The organism is Acinetobacter sp. 22323, from assembly GCF_052044895.1.
Classification (GTDB): domain Bacteria; phylum Pseudomonadota; class Gammaproteobacteria; order Pseudomonadales; family Moraxellaceae; genus Acinetobacter; species Acinetobacter schindleri.
In genome coordinates this window covers 1-1,352 of sequence record NZ_JBQEOL010000047.1, presented here as the reverse complement: position 1 = coordinate 1,352, position 1,352 = coordinate 1, and the positions used below count along the sequence as shown (strand labels likewise).

The window sequence follows — 1,352 nt, the reverse complement described above, 5'->3', positions numbered from 1 at the left end:
CAATTTCTCAAATAAACTTCGAGTAATTTCTACCATCAATCAATGAAAATAATTTCGATCAATCAACCAGTAAAAATCCACACAAGTTGTTCTTCATAATCTCTTAATGATCTTACTTAAAACCTCGTCGGTTATAAGCTCCAACCCAATCACTTAACTTTTCGTTTCATGCATTGCGTTGGTGTGCTGCGTATTCTATACAGTTTCACAATGAGCGCAAGTTCTTTTCATAAAAATATATGAAAATATAATTTGGTCGTTCATTTTTTACTCTGAATGCGTATTTTTAGCAGGTTTAGGTGTGTAAATCCATCATTCTGGCCTGAAATATATTTTCAAAGTGTAACGTTTAGCTCTCAAACTAAAAAAGATCGGTATAAACCGATCTTTTTCATGTTTTTTTTAATTCCCTTGCTCTGCTAGCCATAACATAAACTTCCGACGCTCTTCTTTAGATGCTTGTTGCCAAAGCTGAATCAGCTTTTGGTCAGTAGAAGTTTTTATTGCTGTTTCAGCTGAATTTAGATTTGCTACCACTGGTGATACCGCTGCCTGTGCATAAACAGGCGCAGGCTGATTTGCAGGAGCAACTGTTTTAGTTGTCAAGTCTAGTGCTTTACCTAATACACTTTTACCCAATAATGGTTTGGTTTCACTATTTGCGCCTGACTGTTGTACCAACAATTGATTTCTGGCGTCGTATAAACCAATAATCGGTTGGTCTTTATATTTTTGTGCAGTATCAAAATCTTTAGGTGCATTAATCAAAGCCAAACGATAACTTTCGCCATCTTTTAATTCAGGTGTTTTAACTGTTACTACATCCGATTTTAAAATGTCATGGCTATTATCATTATGCTGGAAGAATTCGATATAACGTACACTAATACTGTTTGAACCCGGATCTAGCTTATAAGTCTGTTTTTTACGGATTAATCCACTATTCACTTCTCGCTCATTCACCCCGACAATTTTGATTTCTTCTGGTGCCGTCAAGATCACTGCTGAAAAAACAGAAGTACTTCCCATTAAAGTCGCAACTGCGATCATAATACGTAAATTCATTCGCTTCTTTTTCCTGATTATTTAAGTCTGCTTGCACTATGCCGAGTATACGTGACAATTTTATGATAAATCACTTAGACAAATAGCCAAGACTTTAAGCATATATCCATCTGATTCATTCAGCTAAACACTTGGTCTTAAATGAATACAAAATAAAAAAGGAGCACCGAAGCCACTGCTGTCCCATAGTTTGCTTTAAATAAAAAAACCTGAGTCCTAACAGTTAAAATATGAGTGCAAACAAACACTTTAACGACCAGGATTCAGGTTTTGTCACATCAGAATAC

The 1,352-nt window shown here is 35.5% G+C and carries 1 protein-coding gene; it reads right to left on the bottom strand.

Annotation, left to right across the window (positions count from 1 at the left end):
* Positions 1–402: 402 nt before the first annotated feature.
* Complete coding sequence (locus ACTJIX_RS14820; RefSeq protein WP_004815866.1) at positions 403–1,065, bottom strand: DUF2057 domain-containing protein; 663 nt, start codon at positions 1,063–1,065, stop codon at positions 403–405.
* Positions 1,066–1,352 lie beyond the last annotated feature (287 nt).